Genomic DNA, 271 nt, shown 5'->3' with positions numbered 1-271 from the left:
TAGGCCGGATGTGGAAGCCCTGCAAAGGGTGGAGCTGACCGGTACTAATAGGCCGAGGGCTTGTCCTCAGTTGCTCGCGTCCACTGTGTTAGTTCTGAAGCAACGAACAGTTGCTGGTTTCTGGAGCTAGAACACAACTACAGAGTGTGCTTGTTCGCTCGAAACCGATAGGGTTTCGGTGGTCATAGCGTTAGGGAAACGCCCGGTTACATTCCGAACCCGGAAGCTAAGCCTTTCAGCGCCGATGGTACTGCAGGGGGGACCCTGTGGG

1 rRNA gene is annotated in these 271 nt (G+C 55.7%); it reads left to right on the top strand.

The features are described from left to right. Window positions 1-174 precede the first annotated feature (174 nt). A 5S ribosomal RNA gene (gene rrf, locus OO47_RS34360) occupies window positions 175-271 on the top strand; the annotation flags it as partial.

Source organism: Streptomyces bikiniensis, from assembly GCF_000716625.1.
In the GTDB taxonomy this organism is placed as follows: Bacteria; Actinomycetota; Actinomycetes; order Streptomycetales; family Streptomycetaceae; genus Streptomyces; species Streptomyces bikiniensis.
This window is presented reverse-complemented; position numbering and strand designations above follow the sequence as displayed.